This is a genomic window from Microbacterium sp. MEC084, from assembly GCF_004514465.2.
In the GTDB taxonomy this organism is placed as follows: Bacteria; Actinomycetota; Actinomycetes; order Actinomycetales; family Microbacteriaceae; genus Microbacterium.
The window spans coordinates 130,538-152,533 of record NZ_MYFP02000005.1 but is presented as its reverse complement, the minus strand read 5'-3'; the positions used below and the strand labels follow the sequence as shown (position 1 = coordinate 152,533).

The 21,996-nt window shown below is 73.3% G+C and carries 14 protein-coding genes and 1 tRNA gene; 6 read left to right on the top strand and 9 right to left on the bottom strand.

The genetic code is table 11. From position 1 onward, the window contains the following. Positions 1-91 precede the first annotated feature (91 nt). Positions 92-1,432 (top strand): MFS transporter, encoded by a 1,341-nt coding sequence (locus B5M43_RS07375; protein WP_055991627.1) that lies wholly within the window; start codon positions 92-94, stop codon positions 1,430-1,432. Between the two features lie 64 nt (positions 1,433-1,496). Beyond that, positions 1,497-1,569 (top strand) — tRNA-Met (locus tag B5M43_RS07370). A 47-nt stretch (positions 1,570-1,616) separates the two neighbouring features. Here the strand turns inward: B5M43_RS07370 and B5M43_RS07365 are convergent. Genes B5M43_RS07365 through B5M43_RS07350 form a run of 4 tightly spaced genes read right to left on the bottom strand, consistent with a single transcriptional unit; the run spans position 1,617 to position 5,129 of the window. After that, positions 1,617-2,735 carry an NAD(P)-binding domain-containing protein gene (locus tag B5M43_RS07365; protein WP_134745673.1) on the bottom strand — a complete coding sequence of 373 codons (1,119 nt, stop codon included), beginning with the start codon at positions 2,733-2,735 and terminating at the stop codon, positions 1,617-1,619. 54 nt (positions 2,736-2,789) lie between these two features. Further along, the gene (locus B5M43_RS07360; RefSeq protein ID WP_134745648.1) at positions 2,790-3,650 is read right to left on the bottom strand and encodes a DUF72 domain-containing protein; all 861 of its coding nucleotides are present in this window, start codon (positions 3,648-3,650) and stop codon (positions 2,790-2,792) included. Next, positions 3,647-4,789 carry a Vms1/Ankzf1 family peptidyl-tRNA hydrolase gene (locus tag B5M43_RS07355; RefSeq protein ID WP_134745649.1) on the bottom strand — a complete coding sequence of 381 codons (1,143 nt, stop codon included), beginning with the start codon at positions 4,787-4,789 and terminating at the stop codon, positions 3,647-3,649. The genes B5M43_RS07360 and B5M43_RS07355 overlap by 4 nt, the downstream gene beginning before the upstream one ends. After that, complete coding sequence (locus B5M43_RS07350; protein WP_205829482.1) at positions 4,782-5,129, bottom strand: hypothetical protein; 348 nt, start codon at positions 5,127-5,129, stop codon at positions 4,782-4,784. The genes B5M43_RS07355 and B5M43_RS07350 overlap by 8 nt, the downstream gene beginning before the upstream one ends. Before the next feature lie 157 nt (positions 5,130-5,286). Here B5M43_RS07350 and pepN point away from each other — a divergent pair, with 157 nt between their 5' ends. Then, entirely contained in the window at positions 5,287-7,788 is a 2,502-nt protein-coding gene (pepN, locus tag B5M43_RS07345; protein WP_134745650.1) for an aminopeptidase N, read from the top strand. A gap of 212 nt (positions 7,789-8,000) precedes the next feature. After that, positions 8,001-13,802 carry a pullulanase-type alpha-1,6-glucosidase gene (pulA, locus tag B5M43_RS07340; RefSeq protein WP_134745651.1) on the top strand — a complete coding sequence of 1,934 codons (5,802 nt, stop codon included), beginning with the start codon at positions 8,001-8,003 and terminating at the stop codon, positions 13,800-13,802. A 28-nt stretch (positions 13,803-13,830) separates the two neighbouring features. On the opposite strand, the gene B5M43_RS07335 is transcribed toward pulA, so the two are convergent. The 5 genes from B5M43_RS07335 to B5M43_RS07315 all read right to left on the bottom strand — a co-directional run bounded on the left by B5M43_RS07335 (position 13,831) and on the right by B5M43_RS07315 (position 18,270). Beyond that, entirely contained in the window at positions 13,831-14,136 is a 306-nt protein-coding gene (locus B5M43_RS07335) for a protealysin inhibitor emfourin (protein ID WP_055991640.1), read from the bottom strand. Positions 14,137-14,146: 10 nt separating this feature from the next. Next, positions 14,147-15,337, bottom strand: coding sequence for a M4 family metallopeptidase (locus B5M43_RS07330; RefSeq protein WP_082543116.1), 1,191 nt, complete (start codon positions 15,335-15,337; stop codon positions 14,147-14,149). After that, positions 15,334-15,795 carry a low temperature requirement protein A gene (locus B5M43_RS07325; protein ID WP_134745652.1) on the bottom strand — a complete coding sequence of 154 codons (462 nt, stop codon included), beginning with the start codon at positions 15,793-15,795 and terminating at the stop codon, positions 15,334-15,336. Before B5M43_RS07325 ends, B5M43_RS07330 begins: the two co-directional genes overlap by 4 nt. Before the next feature lie 79 nt (positions 15,796-15,874). Continuing rightward, positions 15,875-17,176, bottom strand: a complete 1,302-nt coding sequence (locus tag B5M43_RS07320; RefSeq protein WP_134745653.1) for a nitrate/nitrite transporter — start codon at positions 17,174-17,176, stop codon at positions 15,875-15,877. Continuing rightward, positions 17,173-18,270: an LOG family protein gene (locus tag B5M43_RS07315; protein ID WP_134745654.1), complete on the bottom strand. Its 1,098-nt coding sequence runs from the start codon at positions 18,268-18,270 to the stop codon at positions 17,173-17,175. The genes B5M43_RS07320 and B5M43_RS07315 overlap by 4 nt, the downstream gene beginning before the upstream one ends. Positions 18,271-18,348: 78 nt before the next feature. Here B5M43_RS07315 and B5M43_RS07310 point away from each other — a divergent pair, with 78 nt between their 5' ends. Both B5M43_RS07310 and B5M43_RS07305 read left to right on the top strand, forming a co-directional pair. After that, entirely contained in the window at positions 18,349-20,469 is a 2,121-nt protein-coding gene (locus B5M43_RS07310; RefSeq protein ID WP_134745655.1) for a RecQ family ATP-dependent DNA helicase, read from the top strand. 47 nt (positions 20,470-20,516) lie between these two features. Next, positions 20,517-21,923, top strand: a complete 1,407-nt coding sequence (locus B5M43_RS07305) for a sugar porter family MFS transporter (RefSeq protein WP_055991653.1) — start codon at positions 20,517-20,519, stop codon at positions 21,921-21,923. The last annotated feature ends 73 nt before the right edge of the window (positions 21,924-21,996 follow it).

The following is a 21,996-nucleotide window of genomic DNA, read 5'->3' as shown; positions in this document are numbered from 1 at the left end:
GATGCTGACACGGAGGCGCTCGCACGGTCGGTGTGGGAGTCTCGGATCAGCGGTCGACGACGGCGTCTCGCTCAGCACGAAGTGGCACCTGATGGGCATCGCGGGGGAACAGCCGGCCTCCGATTCGCTCAACACCCGTGACCTGCGCCGCGTGCTCGGCTCGTCGTTCATCGGCAGCGTGATCGAGTACTACGACTTCATCCTGTACGCGACCGCGGTCGCCCTGATCTTCGACAAGGTGTTCTTCGGCGACCAGCCCGACGGGATCGGCCTGCTGGCCTCGTTCGCGACGCTCGCGGTGGGCTACCTCGCGCGGCCCCTCGGCGGCATCCTGTTCGGCCACTTCGGCGACATCCTCGGCCGCAAGCAGATGCTCGTGCTGTCCATGCTGATGATGGGCGTCGCGACCGTCGCGATCGGCCTGCTGCCCACGCCCGCGATGATCGGCGTCGCGGCCCCGATCATCCTGGTGCTGCTGCGCATCGTGCAGGGCATCTCGGTCGGCGGCGAGTGGGGTGGCGCGACGCTCATGGCTCTCGAGCACGCGCCCGAGCGCAAGCGCGGCTTCGCGGCCGCGTTCGCCAACGCCGGCGGTCCCGCGGGCGGGCTGCTGGCGACCTTCGTGGTGTCCGGGGTCTCGGCGCTCACAGGTGACCAGTTCCTGGTGTGGGGCTGGCGCATCCCCTTCCTCTTCTCGGCTCTGCTGATCGTCGTCGGTCTCGTCATCCGGCTGAAGGTGGCCGAGTCGCCCGTGTTCGAGCGGCTGGAGGCGGAGGCGGCGGAGCGCACGCAGCGTCGCCGCATCCCGCTGACGCGCGTGCTCACCGGGCACCCGCGCGTCGTGATCCTGACCCTCGTCGCCTCGCTCGGGTTCTACGCGTGCCAGGGCATCCTGACGTCGTGGGGTGCGTCCGAGGCGACCGGCGCGGGCGTCGCGCGCGAGGCCGTGCTCAACATCAAGGGCCTCGCGGCGGTCGTCACGATCGTCGTGTCGTTCGCCGCGGCACGCCTCTCCGACCGGATCGGGCGGCGCACGGTGCTGACGATCGGCGGCGTGCTGGGGGTGCTGTGGGCCTTCCCGGCGCTCGTGCTGCTGCACGACGGCACGGCATGGGGCTTCGCGATCGCGGTGGTGGTCGGCAACGGTCTGATCCAGGGCATCCTCGCCGGCCCGATCGGCGCGTACATCTCGGAGCAGTTCCCGCCGGACGTGCGCTACACGGGCGCCTCGCTCGCGTACCAGGGTGCGTCGACGCTCGGCGCCGGCTTCACACCCATGATCGCGACCGCCCTCATGGTCGTCGGCGGCATCGGGGCGGTCGCCGGGTTCTGGATCGTCGTCCTGGTGCTCGGACTGATCGCCGTGCGGCTCTCGCGTGAGGGCGCCGTGCTGACGCCGCGGGCCGGAAAGCGCCGAGCGGCGCGCGCCTGAGCGATTCCGCAACATCTCGTCACGGGGCTGGGTGATGCGGCATCCGGACGTACCGTGGGGTCATCGCGGCGATCCGGGTGGTCCCGGGCCCCGGCTCATACCCGGCGGCGTTGCGGGTTCGACTCCCGTCGCCGCGTCTGATCGGGCGGCGCATCGCCCTTCTGACGTGCCGTCCTTCCGGCCGTCAGACCGCCACGTCCTCCTCGGCCCAGCCCTCGTCGAGGTAGCGCACGAGGCCCGCGACGGCTTCGCGGCCGGCCCGGTTGGCGCCCACGGTCGACTGAGACGGACCGAAGCCGATCAGGTGGACGCGCGGCTCGCCGCGCACCTGCGTGCCGCGCATCGTGATGCCGCCCAGCTCGTTGCGCAGGTACAGCGGGTCGAGGTGGCGCAGGTCGGCCTTGAAACCCGTGGCCCACAGGATCGCGTCGAGCGGCGTGAACGAGCCGTCGGCCTCCCGCACGCCCTCGGGCTCGAGCCGCGTGAACATCGGGCGGCGCACGAGGGCGCCGCGCGCCTGGGCCGCGCGCGCGTACCGCGACCAGCCGAGCCCGGTGTAGCCGACGACGCTCCCGGTGGGCCGGCCCGCCTCCACATCGGCGATGACCTTGTCGATCGTGCTCCGACCCGTGGTCTCGGGGTCGAACTCGCCCTCGATGAAGACCGGCTCGCGGCGCGTGTACCAGAAGGTGTCGGCCACGCGCGAGATCTCCTCGAGCTGCTGGATGGCCGAGATCCCGCCGCCCACGATCGCGACCCGCTTTCCCGCGAAGTGCTCCAGCGCGCCGTAGTCACGCGTGTGGAGCTGTCGGCCGCGGAACGTCTCCTTGCCGGGGTAGGAGGGCAGCACAGGGTTGTTCCACGTGCCGGTCGCGTTGACGAGCGCGCGGGCGGTCCACGTGCCGTGGTCGGTGCGCACGATCAGGTCGCCGGTCTCGTCGTCGTCCGCGTAGTCCACGCTGTCGACCCGCACGGGGCGGAGGATCGGGAACGCGTAGCGGTCCTCGAACTCCGCGAAGTAGCGCGGCACGGCCGTGCGGCTGGGCTCGTCGGCGTCCATGGCCGGCTGCGGCAGACCCGGCAGGTCGAAGATCCGGTTCAGGTTGCCGACGTGCAGCGACTCCCAGCGGTGCTGCCAGGCCCCGCCGGGCGCTGGGTTCGCGTCCAGCACGACGTATGTGCGCTCGCCGCCCGGGTGCTCGAGCGCGCTCTGGAAGCCCTGGCGGCGCAGGTGGTACGCGGCCGACAGCCCCGCCTGGCCCGCGCCGATCACGACGACGGTCGCCCGGCGGTCGGCGGGCATGCGGAGGGCGTCGTTCACATCCCCATTCAACCGAATGGAGTGGGGGGCATTCCCTCAGCCCGTGGGGACCGCTGCGAGCCGGGCCTCGAGCGCGACCGCGTCGTGGGGAGCGAACCCGCGGCCGTCGTTGTCGAAGTACACGTAGACGTCGCGCGGGGCGCCGTCGGGGCATCCGGAGCCGTCCGCCCACGCGCGCACCCTGGCGGCCCACTCGTCGAGCTCCTCCGCGGTGTACCCGCTCATGTAGAGCTCCTGCGAGCCGTGCAGCCGGACGTACACGTGATCGGACGTGACGGCGTCGAACATCGGGAACTCCTGCGCGCTGTCGGCGACGACCAGGGCGACGTCGCGCTCTCGCAGCATGTCCGCGAAGGCCGGATCGGCGAAGCTGTCCGAGCGCGGCTCGATCGCGTGCCGCAGCGGGCGGTCCTCGTCGATCTCCAGCCACGTGCGCCCCGTGAGCCGGCTGTCGTGCCCGCGCGCGATCTCGAGCGCGGCGGCTGTCGTGCGCGGCAGCGAGGCCAGGAACGCGTCGAGCGTGTCGGGTTCGAACGGATGGCGCGCCGGCAGCTGCCAGAGGATGGGCCCCAGCTTCGGTCCGAGCGCGAGCGGCCCCGAAGCGAAGAAGTTCGACAGGGCGGTGCCGGCGCTGCGCAGGCGGAGCATGTGCGTGATGTAGCGCGGTCCCTTGACCGCGAACACGAAACCGCCCGGCACGCTGTCGCGCCACCGGACGTAGCTCTCGGGGCGCTGCAGCGAGTAGAAGGAGCCGTTGATCTCGGCGCTCGACATGCGCTCGCCGATGTACTCGAGCTCGCGCCGCTGCACCAGGCCGCGCGGGTAGAAGTCTCCGCGCCAGCTGGGGTAGCGCCAGCCGGAGACCCCCACCCGCACGAGACCCGGTGCGGTGGTCATCCGCCGTCCGCCCACCTCAGCGACGCGAGCGGCTCGGCCGGCGGGCGCCCGTCCCGGGGCTCGCCATCGGGCAGGTCGTCCTCGATCACGAGCACGCGCGCGCCGCTCAGCACGGCCGCGCGGGCCAGCGCCTCGGCGGCCTGCACGGGGCCGAGCGAGCCGGCCGCGAGCTCGTCGCCGCGCTGTCGCGCGATCCACGGCTGCGTGTCGAGTGCGACCAGGGTCTCGTCGGAGTCGGCGAGACGCGCATCCAGCAGCAGCGTGTCCACGCGCGCCTGCTGCAGCGCCGCGACGACGTCGCCGAAGCCGCGCGCTCCCGACGCGCCGTGACCGGCGGCCGCGCGGTCGCGGGCCTCGGCGATCTCGGCGTCGATGCCCGCCTGCACGGCGCGCGAGACGGCGTCGTCGAGCGCGCCGTCGTCGGAGCCCTCCGCCTTGGTGTGCGCGTCGACCTCGAGGACGAGCCCCCGCGACGCGAGCGCGAGGCGCTCGAGCAGCAGCTGTCGCGCTCGCACGTCGCCTGCGACGACCACGAACCGCGGCCGCCGCTCGCGCACCAGCCGGTCGACCGCCTCGGCCACCTCGGCCTGGTTGTGCTCCCAGATGTCCTCGGAGTGGTTCTGGTATCTGCGGTGCGACCATCCGCCGGCCTGCACCTTGTTGAGGCTGTCGGTGCGGCCCTCGATCTCGGTCGTCTCGGTGTCGCGCGCGCCGCGCTGCGCCTGGCACAGGCTGAGCCGGGCGCCCTCGCGCGCGGTCTCGACGACCAGATACGGGACGACGCCCGCGCGATGCCGCAGGAGCGGCAGGATGCGGGGGAGCGGCCCGTGCTCCAGCACCTCGCCCCCGCGCCGGGCGCCGACGAAGGACTCGTCCAGGACCGCGCGGCCGCCGCGGACGAGCAGCACGCGCGTGGACGGGCTCGGCAGGCCGTCGCCCTCGTCGAGCGCCTCTGCGACGGCGCGGACGTCGTCGCCCGGCGCTCCGAGGTCGCCCAGCGTTTCGGTCACCGCGCGGCGCCGAGCCAGCTCCTCGGCCTGGGGACGCCCGCCGCGGCCGTCGACGACCACGGTCGTCCACGGCCCGGGCTCGGCGAGCAGGTCGGCCAGATCGGCGGTCTTCACGCCGGTGTCACTCATCCGCGCCGCCCTCCTCGACCCCGCGGTCGTCGAGAAGATCCTCGGGCGCGTCCTCCTCCGAGGCGCCGCGCCGCGGCGGCTCGACGTCGTCGGCGACCGGTGCGTCCCCCACCGGCGCCTGCTCGAGCGCGCCGTCCTCGGTCTCCGCGCCGGGCGCGGTCTCGTGCCGGAACGCCCGATCGACGTCCGGCGCATCCGTGTCATCGGGCAGCGGCTCGGTCTCGCGGAACGGCTCGGCGTGCGGGGCGCCGTGTCCCTGCACCATGCCGCGCGATTCCTGCGCCAGCTGCTCGTCCGTTCGGGGACCGTGCGTGGTGTTGCCTCGCTCGGAATCGGTCATGATCGTGCTCCCTTCCGGATCGGTGTGCTCCCGACCGTAGGTCGCCGGCGCATCCTGCCGAACGGGGTTGACGATGCCCCACTGCGGCGGTACGGCCGGCGATCCGCGGCCGTGCCGGTGAACCGGACACTCGTCCCCGACGTGGAACGATGGACGGATGACCTCCGCCAACGCCGCCGCCAACCTCTCCCGCGACGAGACGGCCGCGCGCTCCGCGTCGATCTCGCTCCGCGACGTGCGCGTCGAGCTCGACCTGACGGGTGCGCCCGACGCCGGGCGCACGGGATTCCCGACCGTCGTGACGCTGGAGTTCGACGCGACCGTGGAGGCGACCTGGGTCGACTTCATCGGCGAGTCGGTCGAGCGGGTGGTCGTGAACGGCGTCGACCGGGACGTCGCGTGGGACGGCGCACGCATCCTGCTCGCGGGGCTCGAGGGTGAGAACGTCGTGCGCATCGAGGCCGTCGGCGCCTACAGCCGCTCGGGCGAGGGCCTGCACCGGTTCCGGGACCCGGTGGACGGCGAGACCTACCTGTACACGCAGTACGAGCCCGCCGACGCGCGCCGCGTCATGCCGTGCTTCGAGCAGCCCGACATGAAGGCGCGCTTCACGTTCGTCGTGTCGGCGCCCGCCGGCTGGCACGTGCTCTCGAACCAGGCCGCCGTCCGCACCGAGGTGCACGGCGACGCCCAGACGGTCGAGTTCGCGCCGACCCTGCCGCTGTCGAGCTACATCACGGCGGTCGCGGCAGGGCCGTACCACGGCGCGAGCGGGGAATGGGAGCGCGACGGGCTCACCGTCCCGCTGGGCGCCTACTGCCGCGCGTCGCTCGCGCGGCACTTCGATGCCGACGAGATCCTCGAGATCACGCGTCAGGGCCTCGACTTCTTCCACGAGGCGTTCGGCTTCCCCTACCCGTGGTCGACGTACGACCAGGTGTTCGTGCCCGAGTACAACCTCGGCGCCATGGAGAATCCGGGCCTCGTGACCTTCACGGAGGCGTACGTCTTCCGGGGCGCGTCGACCGACGCGCAGCACGAGGCGCGCGCCAACACGATCCTGCACGAGATGGCCCACATGTGGTTCGGCGATCTCGTGACCATGCGCTGGTGGGATGACCTGTGGCTCAAGGAGTCATTCGCCGACTACATGGGATCGCACGCCTCGGCGGCCGCGACCCGGTTCGCGGACGCGTGGGTGTCGTTCGCGGCGCGCCGCAAGGCGTGGGCCTATCAGCAGGACCAGCTGCCCACCACCCACCCGATCGTCGCCGACATCCCCGATCTCGAGGCGGCCAAGCTCAACTTCGACGGCATCACCTACGCGAAGGGCGCGTCGGTGCTCAAGCAGCTCGTCGCGTACGTGGGCGAGGACGCGTTCTTCGAGGGCGCCCGCCGCTACTTCCGGGCCCACGCATACGGCAACACCACGCTCGACGACCTGCTCGCCGACCTGGAGGCGGCGTCGGGCCGCGACCTGCGCGCCTGGTCGGCCGCCTGGCTCGAGACCACCGGCATGTCGACCCTGACGTACGACCGCGAGGCCGGCGAGCTGATCCAGACGGATCCGCGCCCGCACCGGCTCGCGATCGGCTGCTACGCGCTCCGCGACGGGCGGCTCGAGCGGACCGCCCTGGTGGAGGCCGACCTCCGCGACGAGCGGACGCGCGTCGAGCTGCCCGACGCCGACCTCGTGCTCATCAACGACGGGGACCTGACCTACGCCAAGGCGCGGCTCGACGCGCGCTCCCTGGACGCTGTGGAAGAGGCGCTGTCCACGCTGGAGGACGCGCTCGCCCGGGGCCTGGCCTGGTCGGCGCTGTGGAACGCGACCCGCGACGGCGAGCTGCCCGCGCGCCGCTATCTCGAGATCGTCCGTCGCCACGCGCCCGCCGAGGCGCACGTGGGCCTGCTCGGCGGCGTCACCGGCAACGCGGCGTTCGCGATCGGCCACTACGTGCCGATCGAGGCCCGCGCCGAGGAGCGCCGCGCGTGGCTCGACCTGACGTGGGCGCAGACCCACGCGGCCGCACCGGGAGGCGACGCGCAGCTCGCGTGGGCGCGCGCCCTCTCGGGCGCCGCGGCGTTCGACGACGCCCGCGCGGGCGAGCTGCGCGCCATGCTCGACGGCGCGGCGCCCGTGCCGGATGGGCTGCCGCTCGACGCCGACCTGCGCTGGTCGTGGCTGACCGCGCTCGCCGCCACGGGTCACGCGGGCGAGGCCGACGCGGACGCCGAGCTCGCGCGCGACGACACCGCCACCGGACGCACCGCCCGCATCCGGGTGCTCGCGGCGCGCCGCGACGCCGACGTGCGCGCGGCCGCGTGGCACGCGGCGTGGGACGACCGCTCCCTCACGAACGACCACCTCGACGCCACGATCGCCGGGGCGCGGACGGGGGAGAGCCGCTCGATGCTCGCGCGGTTCGACGACGAGTACTTCGCCCGGATCCGCGACACGTGGTCCGAGCGCTCGATCGAGATCGCACGGCGGCTCGTCACGGGGCTGTTCCCGGCATCCGACTCGCTCGAGCCCGTCGACGCGTGGCTCGCGGCGAACGCCGACGCGCCCGGCGCGCTGCGGCGGCTCGTGATCGAGCAGCGCGACCACCTCGCCCGCGATCTGCGCGTGCGGGAAGCCTCCCTCCGCGGTCGCTGAGCGGAGACGAAACGGCAGACGCCGCCCTGGACACCGATGATGTAAGCGCTTGCACTTCCGTCGCTCACCGATGCTCCCGCTGTGCGGGCCATCGCTGTAACGCGCGATCAGTCCGGATGTAACGCGTGCAAGCGCTTGCAGATCCAGCGTGCGCGTTGCTACGGTCGCGGGGACGCCCCGCGTCGCCGTTCCCGTGCATCGATGGAGATGACTTGTCGAAGACGACCCGCGCGCACCGCCGCGCCCTCGCCCTGCTGACCATCCCGGCCCTCGCGCTGTCGGGCGCCGCGGTCACGTCGCTCCCGGCCGCGGCCGCCGAGCGATCCGTCGCGCTCGTGGGCAGCCTGCAGTCCGAGCTCGGCTGCACCGAGGACTGGCAGCCCGCCTGCGCCGACACCGAGCTGCTGCCCACGGGGACCGAGGGGGTGTACGCCGCCGAGTTCGCCGTGCCGGCCGGATCGTACGAGTACAAGGTCGCCCTGAACGACACGTGGGACGAGTCCTACGGACTCGACGGCGGCGGCGACAACATCCCGCTCACCGTGGCGGGCCCGGCGAGCCTGCGGTTCGTGTTCGACGACAACCGCAAGCGGGTGGGCGTCGAGGTGACGGGCCTTCCCGGCGAGTACACGGACGCCGACGCCGCGCTCGCGGCCGCCCCCGTGCGCCAGCCGGGCGGAGACGAGCGCTTCTACTTCGTCATGACCGACCGGTTCGCGAACGGCGACACCGCGAACGACACGGGCGGGATCGAGGGCGACCGCTACGCGCACGGCTTCGACCCGACCGACAAGGGCTTCTACCAGGGCGGCGACATCGCGGGCCTGCGGTCCAAGCTCGACTACATCGAGGGCCTCGGCACGACCGCGATCTGGCTCACGCCGAGCTTCGCCAACCGTCCCGTGCAGGGGGCCGGCGCGAACGCGAGCGCCGGCTACCACGGCTACTGGATCACCGACTTCACGCGGATCGACCCGCACCTCGGCACGAACGAGGAGCTCGCGGCGCTGATCGCCGACGCCCACGCGCGCGGCCTCAAGGTGTACTTCGACATCATCACCAACCACACCGCCGACGTGATCGACTACGCCGAGGCGCAGTACTCGTACGTCGACCAGGCGACGAGCCCGTACACCGACGCGGACGGCAACGTGTTCGACCCCGCCGACTACGCGGGCGGCGACACGTTCCCCGCGATGGACGCGGCCACCTCCTTCCCGTACACGCCGGTCGTGACGGACGCCGAGGCCAAGACCCCGGCGTGGCTCAACGACCCGACGCTGTACCACAACCGCGGCAACTCGACCTGGAGCGGCGAGTCCGTCACCTACGGCGACTTCGACGGCCTCGACGACCTGATGACTGAGCACCCCACTGTCGTGAACGGCTTCGTCGACGTCTACCAGGACTGGATCGACCTCGGCATCGACGGCTTCCGGATCGACACCGTCAAGCACGTGAACTTCGAGTTCTGGGAGCGCTGGACCACCGAGGTCCTGGACTACGCGCATGCGCAGGGCAAGAGCGACTTCTTCATGTTCGGCGAGGTGTACGACGCCGACCCGGTCAAGCTGTCGCCCTACGTGCGCGACACCGACATGAACTCGGTCCTGGACTTCGCGTTCCAGTCGTCGGCCGTCGGATTCGCCGGCGGCAACTCCGCCAAGGGGCTGCAGGGTCTCTTCGCCGGGGATGACCGCTACACGACGCCGGACTCGTCGGCCCACGCGCTGCCGACGTTCCTGGGCAACCACGACATGGGCCGCGTCGGCCACTTCCTGCTGAACACGGGCGAAGCGCTCGAGCGCGACGAGCTCGCTCACGAGCTGATGTTCCTCACGCGTGGTCAGCCCGTCGTCTACTACGGCGACGAGCAGGGCTTCGCGGGCCTGGGCGGTGACAAGTCCGCCCGCCAGACGCTGTTCGCGAGCCAGGTCGCCGAGTACGCGGACCAGCCCCTCGTCACGGGCGAGAACGCCGGGTCGGTCGACCGCTACGACACCGCCGCACCGCTCTACGGTCACATCTCGGCGCTCGCGGCGCTGCGCGACGAGCACCCGGCGCTCGCCACCGGCGCGCAGATCGAGCGTCACGCCGACAGCGGCGCGGGCGTCTACGCGTTCTCGCGCGTGGACCGCGACGAGAAGGTCGAGTACCTGGTGGCGGTGAACAACGCCGAGGAGGCGCGCGAGGTCACGCTGACGACGCTCACGGCCGACGCCGCATACGCCCCGGTGTACGGCGCGGAGGCGGGCATCGCGAGCGACGCCGCGGCATCCGCGACCGTCACGGTGCCGGCCCTGAGCGCGGTCGTGTACCGCGCCGACCGCGCCGTCACGGCCGACGCTGCGGCCCCCGCGGTCGCCGTCGCGGTGCCCGCGGCCGGTGCCGGCCTCGAGGGCCAGGCCGCGGTGTCGGCGGACGTCGAGGGCGACCGCTGGATCGAGACGAGCTTCGCGTGGCGGGTCGCGGGGGAGAGCGAGTGGCGCGCGCTCGGCACCGCCGAGGACACCACGCCGCGCGTGTTCCACGACGTCGCCGGCCTGGCCCGCGGCACCCTGGTCGAGTACCGCGCCGTCGTGACCGACGCCGCGGGGAACCGCTCGGCCGCGTCGACGTACGCGTCGGTCGGCAACGCGGTCACGCTGGCCGAGACCGAGGAGCCCGAGAACCCGATCGAGATGGTGACGGTCCCCGGCAGCCACAACTCCGAGCTCGGCTGCGCCGGCGACTGGGACCCGGCGTGCGAGGCGGCGAAGCTCTCGCTGCGCGCCGACGGCGTGTACGAGGCGACCTTCGACCTGCCCGCGGGCGACTACGAGTACAAGATCGCGATCGACGGCAGCTGGGCCGTGAACTACGGCGTCGGCGGCGTGCGCGACGGGGCGAACTACGCGTTCACGCACGGCGGCGGCCCGATCACCTTCGTGTTCGACCCGCGCTCGAACGCCGCGCAGTCCACGGCCGAGGGCCCCATGGTCACCGTGCCGGGAAGCTTCCAGAGCGAGATCGGCTGCGCGGGCGACTGGGCGCCGGACTGCCTGGCCTCGCTGCTGCTCGACGGCGACCGCGACGGCGTGTACGAGCTCACCACGGATGCGATCCCCGCGGGCTCGTACGAGGCCAAGGTCGCGCACGGTCGCAGCTGGGCCGAGAACTACGGCGCTGACGGCGCGCGCGACGGCGCGAACATCGCATTCAGCGTGGACGACGGCACCCCGGTCGCCTTCCGCTACACGATCGCCGACCACCGGCTCGAGATCACGGCCGCGGCCCCGCCGCTGGCCGGCACAGGCGAGGAGCGCGCGCACTGGATCGACGCGGAGACCATCGCATGGCCGGCCGACCTCGGCTCGGCCGACGGGGCGTCGTACGCGCTGCACGCGTCCGACGAGGCGGGCCTCGAGGTCGTCGACGGGCAGGTCGCGGGCGGCGAGGGCATCGCGCTCGCGGTGGTCGACGGCGGCCTCACCGAGGCGCAGCGCGAGCGCTTCCCGGCGCTCGCCGACCACCTCGCCCTGCGGGTCGAGGGGCAGGACGCCGCGGCGCTCGTGCGAGGGCAGCTCGCGGTCTCGCAGACCGCGCCCGACGGCACGCTCACGGCGTTCACGGGCGTCCAGATCCCGGGCGTGCTCGACGACCTCTATGCGGAGGCGCTCGAGGACGTGGACCTCGGCGTGACGTTCCGCGGCAAGACCCCCACGTTCCGGCTGTGGGCGCCCACGGCGCAGACCGCGACCCTGCTCACGTGGGAGGCGGGCGCCGACGGCGACCCGGTGCGACACGAGGCGGACTTCGACGCGGCCTCGGGCGCCTGGGAGGTGCGCGGCACGCGCGCCCTCAAGGGCGACGAGTACGCGTGGGAGGTGCGCGTCTACGCGCCGACCACCGGCGCGATCGAGACCAACGTGGTGACCGACCCCTACTCGGTCGCCCTCACGGAGAACTCGGAGCGCTCGGTCGCGATCGACCTGCGGGACGGCGAGTGGCGCCCGCGCGCGTGGCGCGACGCCCCGGATCCGGATGTCGAGCAGGACGTGGACCGCGCGATCTACGAGCTGCACATCCGCGACTTCTCGATCACCGACGAGACGGTTCCCGAGGAGTTGCGCGGCACCTACGGGGCGTTCACGCGCGACAGCGACGGCACGGATCAGCTGCGCCAGCTCGCGGACGCCGGCATCACGACCGTGCACCTGCTGCCCTCGTTCGACATCGCGACGATCCAGGAGGATCGCGACGCGCAGGCGACGCCCGACTGCGACCTCGCGGCGCTGCCGCCGGCATCCGACCAGCAGCAGGCCTGCGTCGGCGCGGTCGCGGGTCAGGACGGCTTCAACTGGGGCTACGACCCGTACCACTTCACGGTGCCCGAGGGCTCGTACGCGGTCGACCCCGACGGCGGCGCGCGCGTCGCCGAGTTCCGCTCCATGGTGGGCGCGCTGCACGGTATGGGCCTCGAGGTCGTGCTGGACCAGGTGTTCAACCACACGGCGCAGTCCGGTCAGGGGGAGCGGTCGGTGCTCGACAGGGTCGTGCCGGGCTACTACCACCGCCTCAACGCGGCCGGCGCGGTCGAGAAGTCGACGTGCTGCGAGAACGTCGCCACCGAGCACGCGGCCGCCCAGAAGCTCATGGTCGACTCGGTCGTCACGTGGGCGCGCGACTACAAGGTCGACGGGTTCCGCTTCGACCTGATGGGACACCACTCGACCGCGAACATGGCGGCCGTGCGCGAGGCGCTCGACGCCCTGACCCTCGAGGACGACGGCGTCGACGGGACGACCGTGTACCTGTACGGAGAGGGCTGGGACTTCGGGGAGGTCGCGGGCGACCGGCTGTTCGAGCAGGCCAAGCAGGGCAACCTCGGCGGCACGGGCATCGGCACGTTCAACGACCGGCTGCGCGACGCGGTCCACGGCGGCAGCCCCGTCGACTCCTCGTCGACCTTCCGGCAGGGCTTCGGCACGGGCCTGGGGGTCGACCCGAACGGCGATGCGATCAACGGCTCGACCGAGCAGGCGCTCGCCGACCTCGGGCACGAGACCGACCTGGTCAAGCTGGGCCTCGCGGGCAACCTGCGCGACTACGAGCTGCGCGCGTCGAACGGCGAGGTGCTGCGCGGCGATCAGCTCGACTACCGCGGGTCGCCCGCAGGCTACGCCGACGAGCCGGCCGAGGTCGTCAACTACGTCGACGCGCACGACAACGAGACGCTGTACGACCTGTCGGTGCTCAAGCTGCCGCGCGACACGGCCATGTCCGACCGCATCCGGATGAACACGCTGTCGCTCGCGACCGCGACGCTGTCGCAGTCCGTGTCGTTCTGGCACGCGGGCACCGAGCTGCTGCGCTCGAAGTCGCTCGACCGCAACAGCTACGACTCGGGCGACTGGTTCAACCGCATCGACTGGTCGGGGCAGGAGTCCACGTTCGGATCGGGCCTGCCGCCCAAGGCCGACAACGGCGGCAAGTGGGGCATCATGGCGCCGCTCCTGGGCGACCCCGCGCTCAAGCCGACCGCGGACGACATCGCGACGGCCGAGGCCGCGGCCCTTGACCTGCTGCGGGTGCGCTCGTCGGTCGACCTGCTCACGCTGGGATCGGCGGACCTCATCCACGAGAAGGTGTCGTTCCCGCAGACGGATGCCGCGGGCTCGATCGTCATGCTCGTCGACGACACGGTCGGCGCCGACGTCGACGCGGCCCTGGAGGGCGCCCTGGTGGTCTTCAACGCCTCGCCCGAGCCGCTGACCCAGGTCGTCGACGGCCTGGAGGGCCGTGGCTTCACCCTCGCGGACGCCCTCGCGGACGGCTCCGACCCGATCGTCAAGGGCACCACGTGGGATGCCGCCACGGCGACCGTCACGGTCCCGCCGCGCACGGTCGCCGTGCTGGTCGAGCGCGGCTGGTCTGATGACACGTGTTCTCACCGGCGGCACGTCATCCGGGTGCCTGTGATGTCTCAGGACATCACACGTCATCCGGGCGCCCGGATCGCGTGTCCCCGGTGAGAACACGTGCTGTGAGGAGGAGGGGGGGTCAGCCCGCGCCGTCGGGCGCCGCCGGTGGCGGCGGGGCGGCCGGGCGGCCGCGCTCGCGCACGCGCTCGACGAGGATGCGCCAGGGGCCGCGCAGCTGGCGCTCCGCGAGCACGACCTCGTGCTTCTCGCAGCGGATCCGGTAGATGTAGCGGTCGGGCTCGGGCGGGGCGGGCGGCACGTCGTCCCACGGCATCGACTCCACGAGCTCGCGCCACGCGGCGCGGTCGGGCTGCGCCTCGACGTGCACCTCCCACGTCGCGCGGATGCCGGCGAACCCGCCGGTCCTCGAGACGGTCACCCTCATGCGGGCAAGGCTAGTCCCGCGACATCGCCTGCCGCAGGCGTCCGGGCGCGACGCCGACCGCGTCCCACGCGGCGGCCACGGCGTCGGCCTCCGCCGATCCTTCGCCGTAGAGCTCGCGGCCGACCGCGATCGTCGTGGCGGCGAACTGCGCGAACGTGGCGGTCGCGGTGAGCCGGTCGCCCGTGAGCGCCTCGTACCAGATGCGGCCGGCCCGCTCCCACGCGTGGCCGCCCAGCGTCTCGGCGAGCACCACGAAGGCCCGGTTCGGGATGCCCGAGTTGATGTGCACGCCGCCGTTGTCGTCGGTCGTCTCGACGAAGTCGCGCATGTGCGCCGGCTGCGGGTCCTTGCCGAGCACCGGGTCGTCGTACGCCGTGCCGGGCGCGCGCATCGAGCGGATCGCCACGCCGCGCACCCGCTCCGTGAAGATGCCCGCGCCCACCAGCCAGGTCGCCTGATCGGCCGTGTGGCTCTGCAGTCGCTGCTCGACCAGCGCGCCGAACACGTCGGACACGTGCTCGTTGAGCGCGCCCGACTGCCCCTGGTACACGAGGTTGGCGGTGCGCTCGGTGACCCCGTGCGCGAGCTCGTGGCCGATGATGCTGAGCGAGCCGGTGAAGCCGCGGAAGATCTCCCCGTCCCCGTCGCCGAAGACCATGCGGGCGCCGTCCCAGAACGCGTTGTCGTAGCGGTCGCCGAAGTGCACGGTCGCGTCGAGCCGCATCCCGGCCCCGTCGATGGAGTCGCGCCCGAAGGCCTCCCAGAACAGCGCGTAGGTGTCGCCGAGCCCGTCGTAGGCCTGGGCCACCGCGAGGTCGCCCGTGTCGGGTTCGCCCTCGGCGCGCACCTGCTCGCCCGGCAGGTCCTCGGTGCCCTTGGCGTCGAAGATCAGCCGATCGGGCTGCCCCGGGGGCGTCGAGCCGGTGACCGGCTGCTGCAGCCCCGGCCGCGTCGACGGCCGGACCAGGCCCGGCAGTCCCGGCTCGCCGTTGCGGCGCTCGGCCCGGAACGGTCCGTCGATCCCGAGCGTGCGGCGGGCGGCCTCGGGGGCGTGCTCGAGCTCGACGCCCTCGCCGTCATCCAACCGGGCGATCCGCCGCAGCAGGAACGGCGGCACGATGCCGCGATGGACCGGCCCGTGCGCGACGGGCGGGCGGGCGCCGGCCGGGGCCTGGGGGTTCTCGGGTGCCGGGGGAGTCATACCCCGATGCTGTCAGCACCCGCGGACATCCGCACGGCCCGCGCGGGCGCGCCGCGGATCAGCCGCGCGCGCCGAGCTCCTCGAGCGCCGCGGCCTGATGGCGGTGCCCGAAGCCCGTACCGCTCCGCGATGTGGTGCGGGTGCCAGGGCGTGCCACGGCCGCGCTCGGCGAGCACCGGCACGAGCATCTCCAGCGCCGCGAACACCGCGAACAGGGCGAGCGCGACGGGCAGCGGCGGGTCGAACGCCGACGCGAGCCACGTGTAGTTGATCCACGCCCACGTCACCGCGAACACCGCCAGGACGAATCCGACGGCGGCGGCGGCGATGTGCCCGAGCTCCAGGAGATGGGCGGCCTGCGTTCCCGCCTGGCTGAACGCCACGACGAACGTCAGGTCGTACAGCAGCTCGAGCGGTGTGGCCGAGCGGTGCGTCTCGCGGGGGTCGCGGCCCACCATGCGGCGGCGCCGGTGGTGGAGCGGACCGGGCGCGTGAGGCGACGTCGTGCCCACATCGTGCCACGGCCGCGGGCGGGCATCACCGGTCGAGCAGGTAGGCGCGGGTGCGGGCGCGCTCGCGGAGGATCATGGCGATCCCGAGCAGCCAGAGCGGGATCTGCGTCGCGAACGCCCAGCGGAACGCGTCGGCCGAGTAGAGCTCGGGCGAGCCGGCGCCCTGCACGTCCATCGCGATGCCGATGAACAGGATGGCCAGGAGCCCCGCCAGGAAGCCGCCGACGTTCGTGACGCCGGTCGCCGTGCTCAGCCGGTGCGCCGGATTGTGTGCGCGGGCGAAGTCGAACGCGACCATGGACGCCGGTCCGCCCGCCGCGAGCGCGACCACGAGCACGACGAGGAGCCACACGGGCGCGGGCGAGGGCCACAGCAGGACGACGCTCCACACCAGCAGCTGCACCCACACGGCCGGGAGCACCAGGAGCCGGGAGCGCCGGTGCGGGTGCCGCGCCGAGAGCGCCCCGACCACGGGACCGAGCACGATGCCCGCGACGACGTAGATGCTGGTCACGGTCGCGGCCTGCGCGGTGCTGAGGCCCTCGCCCGCCGTGAGGAAGGGCACGCCCCACAGCATCACGAACGCCGACCCGGCGAACGGCGTGGTGAAGTGCGTCCAGAAGGCGAGCCGCGTGCCGGGGTGGGACCACGCCGCCCGGATGCCCTGCCGCGTGTCGATCGACGACGTCACGACCGTGATCGCGCCGGTGTCGGTGTCGACCGAGAGGTCGGCGGGCAGCTGCGGCGGATGGTTCCGGACGATGAGCGCGATCAGCACCGCGAACACGAGCGCGGAGCCCGCGAGCGCCCCGAACGCGACCTGCCAGCTCGTCGCGTGCAGCAGCAGGGGGAGCGGCACGAGGGCCACGACCTGGCCGAGCTGGCCCAGGATGCCCGTGAGCTGCATCATGAGCGAGCCGCGCTGGGCCGGGAACCACGTGGCGATCAGGCGCAGCACGCCCGGGAAGATGGCGGCGTCGCCGGCGCCGAGCAGCATGCGCGCCGCGATGGCCACGCCCACGTCCGGGGACAGGGCCATGACGACCTGGCCGGCCGCCATGAGCACCATCCCGAGCGCCATGATGGGGCGCGCGCCCCACCGGTCGAGCCACACGCCCACCGGCAGCTGCATGAACCCGTAGACGGCGAGCTGGAGCACCGCGAACATCGACAGGGTCGAGGCGTCGGCCTCGAACCGGTGCGCGGCGTCGACGCCGACGCCCGACAGCGAGGTGCGGTTGGTGATGGCGAGCACGTACCCGAGCACGCCGATGCCCCACATCAGCCACATGCGCCAGGACGGCGCGGGCGCGTACGCGGTGCTCATGCGCCGCGCGTCACGATCTCGGCGGCCTCGTCGACCGTCTCGACCAGGTGGACGTGCGGCTCCATGGGCCGCCCCTTCGCGAGCGCCCGCAGCAGCGCCCACGCCGGCAGGGTCTCGGTCCAGTGCTCCCGGCCCACGAGCACCATGGGCGCGATCGCGTCCTCGCTCGCGTAGTAGTTCTCGCACGCGTCCTGGAAGATCTCCTGCACCGTGCCGCCCGCGCCCGGCAGGAACACGATCCCGCTCGCGCACACCTGCAGCAGGATCGCCTCGCGCTGCGCGTTGCGGAAGTACTTCGCGATCGCGGTCGCGAACAGGTTGGGAGGCTCGTGCCCGTAGTGCCAGGTCGGCACGCCCAGCGTGTCCGTCGCCGGCACGTCCGCCGCCTGCGTCAGCACCACGCGCGCCGCCGCGAGCCACGCGTCGACCGACGGGTGGTAGGAGGGTGCGGTCGCGAGCGTGACGAGCGCCTCGTCGAGGACCGTCTCGTCGGCGGCGCTCAGGCGCGCGCCGAGATTGGCCGCCTCCATCGCCCCCGGCCCGCCGCCGGTCGCGACCGTGAAGCCGGCCCGGCCGAGCAGGCGACCGAGGCGCGCCGCGCCCGCGTAGTCGCGCTCGCCGCGGCGCATGGCGTGCCCGCCCATGACGCCGACGAGGCGCCGTCCGGCGACCCATCCGGCCAGGGCGCGGTCGATTCCGTCGTCGTGGAGCACGCGCCCGAGCAGCGCGTCGGGCGCATCGTGCCCCTGCGACCACGCGTACGCGCGCCCGTCGAGGCTGCCGCGATAGTCCGGGGTGTCGTAGAGCTCGTCGGCCGTGTACAGCGTCGCGCGGTGCGGATCGGCCGGCGCGGCGCTCACGTCCGGCAGGATGAGCGCGCCGCGTGCGGCGTGCAGCAGCTCGTCGCCGGGGGCGAACGTGCAGCCCGCGAACGTCGTGCGGGACGTGTCCCGGTCCGCGAGCTCCCGCGAGCGGTCCCGCAGATCCAGCCCGATCAGGCGCCAGCCCGTGAGGTGCCGCGCGCCTTCCGCCAGACGCCGGTCGAGCTCCGCCAGCGACTCGACCGTGACGATCCGTCCCGCGCGGTGCTTCATCCTGCCTCCTCGGATCCAGTCTGCCCCACGGTGCGCGGGCGGTCGTCCGATGTCGGCGGGGCCTGCGAGGCTGGACGCATGTTCCACGATCCCTCGCCCGCCGACGTGCCCTCCGATGCGCTCCGGGATGAGGCGCTCGCCGCGCTGCGCCGCCTCGTGGGGCGGGACGAGGCGGTGTTCCACGAGGGGCAGTACGAGGCGATCGAGGCGCTGGTCGGGCGCCGGCGCCGCGCGCTCGTGGTGCAGCGCACCGGATGGGGCAAGTCCGCCGTGTACTTCGTGGCCACGCGGCTGCTGCGGGATCGCGGGGCCGGGCCGACCGTGCTCGTGTCGCCCCTGATCGCCCTCATGCGGGATCAGATCGAGGCGGCCGCGCGGGCAGGCGTGCGCGCGGTCGCGATCAACTCGACGAACGCGCACGAGTGGGCCGAGGTGCTCGCGCGGCTGGACGCCGACGAGGTCGACGTGCTGCTGGTGTCGCCCGAGCGCCTGAACAACCCGTCGTTCCGCGACGAGCAGCTGCCCGCGCTGGTGCGCCGCATCGGCATGCTCGTGGTCGACGAGGCGCACTGCATCAGCGACTGGGGCCACGACTTCCGGCCCGACTACCGCCGGCTCCGCGATCTCATCGCGCAGATGCCCGCGGGCGTGCCCGTGCTGGCGACGACCGCGACCGCGAACAGCCGCGTCGTCGCGGACGTCGTCGAGCAGCTCGGATCGCAGGACGTGACCACGATCCGCGGTCCGCTGGCGCGGTCGTCGCTGCGCCTGGGCGTGCTGCGCCTGCCCGACGCCACAGCCCGGCTCGCATGGCTGCTGAGCCACCTCGACGAGCTCCCCGGCTCCGGGATCATCTACACGCTCACGGTGGCCGCCGCGGTCGACACCGCGCGGCTGCTGCGCGAGCACGGGCACGCGGTGCGGGCCTACACGGGCCAGACCGACGCCGACGAGCGCGCGGAGTCCGAGGCCATGCTCAAGCGCAACGAGGTCAAGGCGCTCGTGGCGACGAGCGCGCTCGGGATGGGCTTCGACAAGCCCGACCTCGGCTTCGTGCTGCACCTCGGGGCGCCGTCGTCGCCCGTGGCGTACTACCAGCAGGTCGGCCGCGCGGGCCGCGCGACGGACTCGGCCGACGTCGTGCTGCTGCCGGGCCCCGAGGACCGGGACATCTGGCACTACTTCGCGACCGCCTCCATGCCGGATCAGGAGCGCGCCGAGCGCGTGCTCGCCGCGCTCGGCGCGGCGGCCGCTCCGCTGTCGACGCCCGCGCTGGAGGCGATCGTGGACATCCGGCGCACCCCGCTCGAGCTGCTGCTCAAGGTGCTCGATGTCGACGGCGCGGTCCGGCGGGAGCGCGGCGGGTGGGTGGCGACCGGGGCGCCGTGGGACTACGACGCCGAGCGGTATCAGCGGATCGCCGCCGCGCGCCGCGCCGAGCAGGACGACATGCTCGCGTACGAGAGCACGACGGGGTGCCGCATGGAGTTCCTGCAGCGCCGCCTCGACGACGACACGGCGGTCCCGTGCGGACGATGCGACAACTGCGCGGGTCCGTGGCTCTCCAGCCGCATCGAGCGCGACGTGACGGCGCAGGCCGCCTCCGCGCTCGACCGCGTCGGGGTGCCGATCGAGGTGCGCCGGCAGTGGCCGTCCGGCCTCGACCGCCTCGGGGTGCCGCTGACCGGGCGGATCGCCCCGGGCGAGCAGGCGCTCGAGGGACGCGCGCTCGCGCGCCTCACCGACCTCGGCTGGGGCGGCGCCCTGCGGGAGCTGTTCGCGGCCGGCGCCCCCGACCAGGACGTACCGCCCCGGCTCCTCGACGCGTGCGTGCGGGTGCTGGCGGAGTGGGGCTGGGAGCGGCGCCCCGCGGCGGTCGTCTCCGTGCCGTCGCGCACGCGACCGCGGCTGGTGACGTCGCTCGCGCACGGGCTCGCGCAGATCGGCCGGCTGCCGTACCTCGGCGACCTGGCCGCCGATCCGGCGGCGCCGGCCGGCCGACCCGACGGCAACAGCGCCTTCCGGGTGGCCGACGTGCACGGGCGGTTCGACGCCTCCGGGCTCGCGCTGCCCGACGGCCCCGTCCTGCTGGTGGACGACCTGGCCGACAGCCGCTGGACGCTCACCCTGGCGGCGCGCGAGCTGCGCCGCGCCGGAGCGGAGTCGGTGCTGCCCTTCGCGCTCGCGCTGCGCGCCTGAGAGGCTCCCGGGCCGGCGGGCCGTGACCGGCACGTACGCTCGAATGCATGACCGTGACGGCATATAGACGCGTGAACGCCCGTGTGACCGGCATCGCCCTCGCGGCGGCGCTCGGCGGATTCCTCTTCGGCTTCGACACGGCCGTGATCAACGGCGCGGTCGACGCGCTGGCCGGGGAGTTCGCCCTGGACGCCGCCCTCAAGGGCTTCGCGGTGTCGAGCGCGCTGCTCGGATGCGCGGTCGGCGCGTGGTTCGCCGGGTCGATGGCCAACCGCTGGGGTCGCGTGCCCGTCATGCTCGCCGCCGCGGTCCTGTTCCTGGTCTCGGCGGTCGGGTCCGGCCTCGCGACCGGCGTGGCCGACCTCATCCTGTGGCGGGTGATCGGCGGCCTCGGCGTGGGAGCCGCCTCCGTGATCGCGCCGGCATACATCGCCGAGGTGTCACCGGCGCACATCCGGGGCCGGCTTGGATCGCTGCAGCAGCTCGCGATCGTGAGCGGCATCTTCGTGGCGCTGCTGTCCAACGCCGTGCTCGCCGCCGTGTCGGGCGGCGCGGCCGAGGTGCTCTGGATGGGCCTGCCCGCGTGGCGCTGGATGTTCATGGTCGAGGCGGTGCCGGCCGTGGTCTACGGCCTCATGTCGCTGCGCCTGCCGGAGTCGCCCCGGTATCTCGTGCTCCGCGGCGACAACGACCGCGCGTCGCAGGTCCTGCTGGACTTCACGGGCGAGCCGGACGTCAACCTCAAGATCCAGCAGATCCGCGCTTCGCTGGACACGGAGCGGCGCGAGTCGCTGCGCGACCTCGTGGGCCCCGTGCTCGGGCTCAAGCCGATCGTGTGGGTGGGCGTCCTGCTGTCGGTCTTCCAGCAGTTCGTGGGCATCAACGTGATCTTCTACTACTCGACGACGCTGTGGCGCTCGGTCGGGTTCGACGAGTCGAGCGCCCTCGCGACCTCGGTGATCACCTCGGTCACGAACATCGCGGTCACGATCGTCGCGGTGCTGCTGGTGGACCGCGTGGGGCGCCGTCGTCTGCTGCTGGCGGGGTCCGCGCTGATGGCCGTGTCGCTCGGGGCGATGGCGGCGGCGTTCTCGTTCGCGCGCCTGGTCACGGTCGACGGCGTCACGACGGCGCAGCTCGACGCGCCGTGGTCGATCATCGCGCTGATCGCAGCCAACGCGTTCGTGGTCGGCTTCGGCGCGACGTGGGGCCCGATCGTGTGGGTGCTCCTCGGTGAGATGTTCCCGAACCGGCTTCGCGCCAGCGCGCTTGCCGTGGCCGCGGCCGCCCAGTGGGTCGCGAACTTCGCGATCTCGACGACCTTCCCCGTGCTCAGCGAGATGGGGCTGTCGCTCGCCTACGGGTTCTACGCGGTGTGCGCCGCCGCGTCGTACTTCTTCGTGCGCGCCAAGGTGCCCGAGACCAAGGGCATGGAGCTGGAGGACATGCGCTGACCCGGCGCCGCCCCCGCCGACCCGGCCCGGCGGGGGTGTCGCTCGGGGCCGCTCGCGGACCGGCGCTTAGGCT

Bases quoted from the DNA above. Each gene is read 5' to 3' on its own strand.
- B5M43_RS07320 (WP_134745653.1), bottom strand. From the start codon at position 17,176: ATGAGCACCGCGTACGCGCCCGCGCCGTCCTGGCGCATGTGGCTGATG.
- B5M43_RS07325 (WP_134745652.1), bottom strand. From the start codon at position 15,795: ATGGTGGGCCGCGACCCCCGCGAGACGCACCGCTCGGCCACACCGCTC.
- B5M43_RS07355 (WP_134745649.1), bottom strand. From the start codon at position 4,789: ATGAGTGACACCGGCGTGAAGACCGCCGATCTGGCCGACCTGCTCGCC.
- B5M43_RS07365 (WP_134745673.1), bottom strand. From the start codon at position 2,735: ATGCCCGCCGACCGCCGGGCGACCGTCGTCGTGATCGGCGCGGGCCAG.
- B5M43_RS07315 (WP_134745654.1), bottom strand. From the start codon at position 18,270: ATGAAGCACCGCGCGGGACGGATCGTCACGGTCGAGTCGCTGGCGGAG.
- B5M43_RS07335 (WP_055991640.1), bottom strand. From the start codon at position 14,136: ATGAGGGTGACCGTCTCGAGGACCGGCGGGTTCGCCGGCATCCGCGCG.
- B5M43_RS07375 (WP_055991627.1), top strand. From the start codon at position 92: ATGGGCATCGCGGGGGAACAGCCGGCCTCCGATTCGCTCAACACCCGT.
- B5M43_RS07310 (WP_134745655.1), top strand. From the start codon at position 18,349: ATGTTCCACGATCCCTCGCCCGCCGACGTGCCCTCCGATGCGCTCCGG.
- B5M43_RS07360 (WP_134745648.1), bottom strand. From the start codon at position 3,650: ATGACCACCGCACCGGGTCTCGTGCGGGTGGGGGTCTCCGGCTGGCGC.
- pepN (WP_134745650.1), top strand. From the start codon at position 5,287: ATGACCTCCGCCAACGCCGCCGCCAACCTCTCCCGCGACGAGACGGCC.
- B5M43_RS07305 (WP_055991653.1), top strand. From the start codon at position 20,517: ATGACCGTGACGGCATATAGACGCGTGAACGCCCGTGTGACCGGCATC.
- B5M43_RS07330 (WP_082543116.1), bottom strand. From the start codon at position 15,337: ATGACTCCCCCGGCACCCGAGAACCCCCAGGCCCCGGCCGGCGCCCGC.
- B5M43_RS07350 (WP_205829482.1), bottom strand. From the start codon at position 5,129: ATGACCGATTCCGAGCGAGGCAACACCACGCACGGTCCCCGAACGGAC.